Raw genomic sequence first — 6,588 nt, 5'->3', positions numbered from 1 at the left:
CCTGTACATCTGTTAGAGCATTGTACAACGGAACTTCATTAAAGATACCATACTCACAAATAGATTTAGCATCACTCTTATCTGTCTTTACTTTGGCTAGTTTCATTTGAATAAAACGCTTTACTGATAATGGGTTTACAACAGATACTAATACCCCTTTTTTATATAAAAACTGAGCTAATCTGTAATGATAATATCCCGTAGCTTCCATAACTACCAAAGCTTCTTTTGATAGACTTTTTAGTAGTTTTTTAAAACCCTTTTCATCATTCTGTAATTGATAATGTCCTGTGTCTTGATTGTAAATATCAAACACAGATTTACTAATGTCAATACCATAAATTTTTCTATCTTTAGTCATAACAACTTGAAATTTGGAAAGAACAACGCTACTCATATTTCAACAACTTGAAAACGAGATCTAGGTCTCACAGAACTGAACGAAGTTTAAGTAGTAAAAGAGAGAGGATTATCAATGTTGCCGAAGTCTAATGCTTCACCGTGTATAGTAACCTTAATGCTCTCTTTTGTTCTTTCTAATTATTAATTAAATTTAATGAATTACAAACTTAAGACGTGTATAAAACATAGCTAATAAGCTCAAATCGAAAGGTTTGTGCTTATTTACAAAAACCGCCAAATTTTTAAATTTGGCTTTTAAGATTGATAAGTTAAAAACAAAATATAAAAATTCGGCTCTGTGTTAATCCGAAAATTAGTGCCTTTTTGCACGCTACGTTTCATACACAAGACCGTTGTAGCACATTTGAGAAATGACCAAAGGAAAGTTAATAGACGTATCTGATAAAATTGATTCAATTGACACTTTTGAGTCATATTCGGGTGAATGTTATCTGAATGAGAATTGTCTTTTAATTCCATACATTAAGCTTGAACTTATTGACCAAAATGTAATCGGAAATATTGAGGATAGAGTAAATATTGAGTATAGTTATTTAATTTTTGACGGACTAAAAGAAATTAATTGGATTGGAGAAAATGAACTCGGAAAAAGAATCGTTGGTGGAAAAAACTTTGCTGAAAGAAAAAAAACGGACTTAACCAATTGGATAGCAATTAATCGGAATAAAGAGGGATTTGAAATTAAAGCAATCTTTGAGAATTTACTGATTTTTGTACCTTCAGATTCTCGAACTGGAAAAGAATGGTGGACACCTTGGGAAACACCAAATTTCCCTCAAAACATTACAAGGGAAAAAGTAAAAGACTTTTTTGAACTTAAAAATATTCCCAAAGAACTGACTGAAAAAATATTAACTAATCCCTATTCTACTCTTGAATTTAAAAACGGATTGAATAAAGAAATTGAATTCATTGAGGAGAACTGGACAAAATAAAAACGTGCTACAACACCGTGTATAATTAATTGCTTTGTTCTAGCCTACTTGCGAAAATTCCTGCGGAATTTTCACGGGTTCGTAAAAGTTTGCTAACTTAGTTGCTTAACCACGCAACTAACCATACACAAACACGTTCTACGCAATTTGAAAAAAACATTTTACATATTAACAATATTTTTACTGACAATAAATGTTCAGGCACAAAATGACATTTCTAAATATATCGGGAAATACGGAGACTGGATGCCAAATGGAGAAGCATTAATAACCGAATTGGAATTAAAAGCAAACGGAACTTTTAAATTAAGAACAACTGATTATGTTTATCCACAGACCTTTAAAAATTACACAAACGAAGGAAAATGGATTTTAAAAGATGGAGAAGTTATTTTAAATCCACACTTAAAAAGACGAGAGCCAACTGTGAATATAACTGAAAAGCAAATTGGACTTAAAGACTCGATTAAAATTAAGGTCAACCATTATGTTGAACTTTACGAAAAACAAAACTTGATTGAAAAACAAAAAACGGAATTTGAAATACTAACTCTTTACTTTAATAAAAGGAGAAAATACAAGCATTTGACAAGAGAATGGCTAAAAGAAGGAAGTTGCGCTTGGGCACCTCGATTAAGAAACAGAGTGAATTTAGATTCAACAAATACGTTTAGAATAGCAAAAAAAGATATTGAGAAATTCGGAATTTATACTTACGGATTTACAGATTTTATCGAACTGCGAACTAAAAAAAAACATTCTGACTATTACGAAATAGATATTGTAATTCCTATCGACAAGGAAAGAATGCCGAGAAATAAAAAAGTAATTATAAAAGGAAATAAAGCATATTTTTATGAAATTAAAGGAAAAGTAAAAAAGTCGCTGAATAATTTGTGGAAAAAAACTGCGTAGAACACCGTGTATAATTAATTGCTTCATTGAGCCTACTTGCGAATATTCCTGCGGAATATTCACGGGTTCGTAAATGTTTGCTAACTTAGTCGCTTAACCACGCAACTAACCATACACAAACACGTTACCCAACATTTGCCAAAAATCACGATAATCGAACCGAAAATAATATTGGAACATAAATAAATGAATATAAGTTTTGACCTTGACAGCACATTAATTCCGAACGGAAAGGAATTTGAAACTGAAAACAGAAACGGAATTGCAAAACTGTTCGGAATTGAAGAAATGCGAAAAGGTACTCGTGAATTGATTTCCTATTTACAAAACCAAGGTCACGAAATTCATATTTATACAACATCATTTAGAACTAAAAGAAAAATACGATTGACTTTAAAATATTACGGAATAAAAGTAAGCCGAATTGTAAACGAAAAAGAAAATCGAAAAGTTTTAAAATCTCGGAATATTAACTCATCCAAGTTTCCACCAGCATTTGATTTTGACTTACATATTGACGATTTAAAAGGTGTTGGAATCGAGAATGAAAGATTAAATTTTAAAGCAATTATTGTTGAACCGACTGATAAAAATTGGATTGAAAAAATAAAAAGCGGAATAAAAAACGTTGGGTAACACCGTGTATAATTAATTGCTTGGTTCTAGCCTACTTGCGAAAATTCCTGCGGAATTTTCACGGGTTCGTTAAAGTTTGCTAACTTAGTTGCTTAACCACGCAACTAACCATACACAAAACCGTTGTAAGTAATGCAGAAAAACCAAGAAACCGAGTGAAAAAGACAATATTTGAAATTACCAAAATGGACTGTCCTTCAGAGGAAAATCTAATCCGAATGAAATTGGATGGAATTTCAAGTATTGCGAATTTGGACTTTGATATTCCGAACCGAAAATTGACCGTTTTTCACAGCGGAGAAATTGATCAAATAGAAAAGTCAGTTATCGAACTGAATTTAGGCGGAAAGAAAATCTCGACTGAACAAACCGACCAAACAGAATTTAAAGAAAACGAAAGCCAAAAAAAGTTACTTTGGTCTGTACTCGTTATAAATTTTGCGTTTTTCATAATCGAAATGACAACAGGAATTATCTCAAAATCTATGGGACTTGTTGCAGACAGTTTAGATATGCTTGCGGACAGTTTTGTTTACGGAATTAGTTTGTTTGCGGTTGGCGGAACAGTAATAAAGAAAAAACGGATTGCCAAACTTGCTGGATATTTTCAAATAATACTTGCGATTATTGGATTTGTAGAAGTTTTAAGAAGATTTTTCGGAGACGAGAAACTTCCCGATTTTTCAACAATGATTATCGTTTCGATTTTCGCACTTATCGCGAACGGAATTTGTCTTTATATTTTGCAAAAGTCAAAAAGTAAAGAAGAAGCACATATGAAAGCGAGTATGATTTTCACCTCTAATGACGTGATTATAAATTTAGGAGTAATAATTGCAGGAATTTTAGTGCATTATTTGAGTTCAAATAAACCTGATTTGATTATTGGAACAATCGTTTTTGTATTGGTTATTCAAGGAGCATTTAGGATTTTGAAATTAAGTAAGTGAATGAAAAAAGCACTACTTACAACAACGTGTATAATTAATAGCTAGTACTCACCTACTTACGAAAATCCTCGCGGATTTTCTATTCGGTATTTATTTGCTAAATTAGGTGCTTAAACACGCCACTAATCATACACAAGACCGTTGGCAAACATAATGAGTGAACAAGAAGCTAAACTAAAAGCATTATTATCAATTAATGACGCATCGCTCTTAAATCAAAGAGAAATTCTAAAAGATTTAAATACTCTTCTAGCTGACTGTACTCAAGATTTACATGAATTTGGAATTAAATTTGAAAATGCTGGACTTTTTGAAAAGTTATTGTTTCAAATATTGTATCATAACTCAAGTCTTATAAACCTAACAAAAGGTTCAACTATTATAGTTCGTGATAAAAACATCAATATAAATGACATGACAGCTGTATATTCTTTAGCACGATTGCAGATTGAAACTTTTGTCAATTTAAGTTATATGTTTTTTTTGAATATTGACTACTCTAAAAACCTAAGGGCTTATGTTTATAAAATACATGGATTAAGAAAACACATCTTTCTTAATCAGAAGTATCCAAAAGATTTTCTACCGATTACAAAAATGAGAAATGAACTTGCTCAAGAATTAAGAAACATAAGAAAACTAGAAGAGTTTAAAACTGCAAACTTTGCAAAAAGAGAAAAATTCATCAATCCAAAACATGCTAGACTAATAACGCCAAATGAAGTCTATGAATTGATACAAATAGGAAATTTATCAAGAAGTCATTCGTTATATTCTAATCATATTCATTCAGAATATATAAGTATAAGACAGCTGAATTCTTCACTTAAAAAAAGTAAGGAAAGTGTAGAGTCATTTTCTAATATCTTATTAACTTGTTCTAGAATAACATCATTAGTTATTGTAAACATGAATTCATATTATAATTTTAAAGAAGGTTCGTATTCGAAAGCATCAACTCTTTTAATAAAAATAGTCGAATCTTTAAATAGGCTTTCTGCTAAACTATAATTACGTTTGCCAACACCGTGTATAATTAATTGCTAGTGATAGCCTGCTTACGAATATTCCTGCGGAATATTCTATCTGTGTTTTATTTGCTAAATTAGTTGCTTAAACACGCAACTAACCATACACAACACGTTAGCAAACATTTGAAAAAAAAATGAGAATACTGATATTAATATTTAGTCTTTTGTTCATTAATCAGTCAACTACTGAAAAAGAATTTGAAGGGGAATTGATTTATCATCACAATATGAAAATGAATTCTAAAAACTATTCCAAATCAAGAAATTTTTATGATACTCTAACAATATCTTACAAAGACAAGAATTATATCAAGCTGACAAATAAAAAAGAATATGAAAAAATACTCTTTATTGATTCTCTGAAAAAAATTTATGTAATCTATAAAGACAACTTGAGTAAGTCAAAAAAACTCTCAATGAATGAGGATAATCTGAATTTTGGAAAACTTTACAATCGAGAAAATTCACATTTTGGAAAAATAGTTTCATTATCAAAATCAGATACAATACTAAATCTCGACAAAAAAGATTGTGAATTAAAGAAACTTTTCGTGGAAAGAGAATATGGAAACGAGACTTATGTTTATTCGGAATCTAATGATTTTAAACTGACTGACAATAGGAATATACTAAGGAATATTGGAGAGCAAATACATCCAGAACAAATAGCATCGGAATTGCAAAATTCTATACTCTACTACTATAAGTTAAAAGTTAAAAATGCAGACTTATATGAAGAATATAGGTTGGTTAAAATTAAAAACAAGGTATTTGAAAGTAGTATATTTGAAATTCCTGAACATAAAGACGCTAAAGGTTATAAAAGAGAAAATAAAAAGCAAAGTCGATTTAAATATTACGAATTGACTGAATAAAAACGTTTGCTAACACCGTATATAATTTATTGCTAGTTCTAGCCTACTTACGAAAATCCTCGCGGATTTTCTATTCGGTTTTTATTTGCTAACTTTAGTGCCTAAACCACGCAACAAACCATATACAAACACGTTAGCAAACATTTTGCGCGTGTCAACAATTTCAAGGCTTTTACGAAATTCTGTGCTTACTTGCTTCAGAAAACTAAGTTGGAATTTAAAGCTGAATCTTAAAAAAACATTACGCTGGAATTTTTTACTCTTGCGGAAATTTACGCACGAATTTCGACTTACCCAACTTCGGTTCTTTAATTCAAAATTATAGCAATCCTCAACTTTTGGCTGATAAGCGGAATGGCAAAACGTACGGCTGAACTTTTCGCTGCTTAAAAAATCTGAAATTAGTTTATTTAAATCATTCGTTTCTGATATCACAAATTTTCGGCAGGAAATCAAAACTGATTCTCTTTGCGGAAAAGAACGGAATAATAATTCGGAGATTTTTTTGATCTTTAAGTAAAAAATGAAACAACGTCTGAAAAACAAATCGTCCGGAAATACACAAAGGAGTAGCACGTAAAAAGAAAAAACGTTAGCTAACAATGTATATAATTTATAGCTGCTTGTAGCCTACTGTCGAAAAACCTCACGGTTTTTCTATTTCGGTTTTTATTTGCTAACTTACTCGCTTATAACACGCAACAAATCATATACAAGACCGTTGGCAAACATTTTGCGCGTGCCAACAATTTCAAGACTTTCACGAAATTCTGTGCTTACTTGCTTCAGAAAAATACGTTGGAATTTAAAGCTGAACGTTAAA

Annotated in this window: 7 protein-coding genes; 6 read left to right on the top strand and 1 reads right to left on the bottom strand. The window is 30.8% G+C overall.

Translation table 11 applies throughout. The features are described from left to right. A partial coding sequence (locus ABD730_RS05755) for an IS110 family transposase (RefSeq protein ID WP_344713201.1) occupies nucleotides 1-361 on the bottom strand: 361 nt, incomplete at its 3' end. A 412-nt stretch (nucleotides 362-773) separates the two neighbouring features. Between ABD730_RS05755 and ABD730_RS05750 the strand changes: the two genes are divergently transcribed. The 6 genes from ABD730_RS05750 to ABD730_RS05725 all read left to right on the top strand — a co-directional run bounded on the left by ABD730_RS05750 (nucleotide 774) and on the right by ABD730_RS05725 (nucleotide 5,765). Next, on the top strand, nucleotides 774-1,358 hold the full coding sequence (locus ABD730_RS05750) for a hypothetical protein (RefSeq protein ID WP_344713196.1): 585 nt from the start codon (nucleotides 774-776) through the stop codon (nucleotides 1,356-1,358). Nucleotides 1,359-1,505: 147 nt separating this feature from the next. Next, nucleotides 1,506-2,273 (top strand): hypothetical protein, encoded by a 768-nt coding sequence (locus ABD730_RS05745; protein WP_179354745.1) that lies wholly within the window; start codon nucleotides 1,506-1,508, stop codon nucleotides 2,271-2,273. A gap of 186 nt (nucleotides 2,274-2,459) precedes the next feature. Then, nucleotides 2,460-2,909 (top strand): ubiquitin family protein, encoded by a 450-nt coding sequence (locus ABD730_RS05740; RefSeq protein ID WP_334471853.1) that lies wholly within the window; start codon nucleotides 2,460-2,462, stop codon nucleotides 2,907-2,909. Between the two features lie 155 nt (nucleotides 2,910-3,064). Then, nucleotides 3,065-3,859: a cation efflux transmembrane domain-containing protein gene (locus ABD730_RS05735; RefSeq protein WP_200859789.1), complete on the top strand. Its 795-nt coding sequence runs from the start codon at nucleotides 3,065-3,067 to the stop codon at nucleotides 3,857-3,859. Between the two features lie 153 nt (nucleotides 3,860-4,012). Continuing rightward, nucleotides 4,013-4,870: a hypothetical protein gene (locus ABD730_RS05730; protein WP_344713189.1), complete on the top strand. Its 858-nt coding sequence runs from the start codon at nucleotides 4,013-4,015 to the stop codon at nucleotides 4,868-4,870. A gap of 154 nt (nucleotides 4,871-5,024) precedes the next feature. Then, nucleotides 5,025-5,765, top strand: coding sequence for a hypothetical protein (locus tag ABD730_RS05725; RefSeq protein ID WP_344713187.1), 741 nt, complete (start codon nucleotides 5,025-5,027; stop codon nucleotides 5,763-5,765). Nucleotides 5,766-6,588: the final 823 nt, after the last annotated feature.

This window comes from Winogradskyella damuponensis, from assembly GCF_039538385.1.
In the GTDB taxonomy this organism is placed as follows: domain Bacteria; phylum Bacteroidota; class Bacteroidia; order Flavobacteriales; family Flavobacteriaceae; genus Winogradskyella; species Winogradskyella damuponensis.
Note: the sequence above shows the minus strand (reverse complement) of the source record. Positions and strands in the feature narration are given on the sequence as shown.

What these genes read in the sequence shown, in the direction of transcription:
- ABD730_RS05750 (WP_344713196.1), top strand. Translation starts at nt 774, where the DNA reads ATGACCAAAGGAAAGTTAATAGACGTATCTGATAAAATTGATTCAATT.
- ABD730_RS05725 (WP_344713187.1), top strand. Translation starts at nt 5,025, where the DNA reads ATGAGAATACTGATATTAATATTTAGTCTTTTGTTCATTAATCAGTCA.
- ABD730_RS05740 (WP_334471853.1), top strand. Translation starts at nt 2,460, where the DNA reads ATGAATATAAGTTTTGACCTTGACAGCACATTAATTCCGAACGGAAAG.
- ABD730_RS05730 (WP_344713189.1), top strand. Translation starts at nt 4,013, where the DNA reads ATGAGTGAACAAGAAGCTAAACTAAAAGCATTATTATCAATTAATGAC.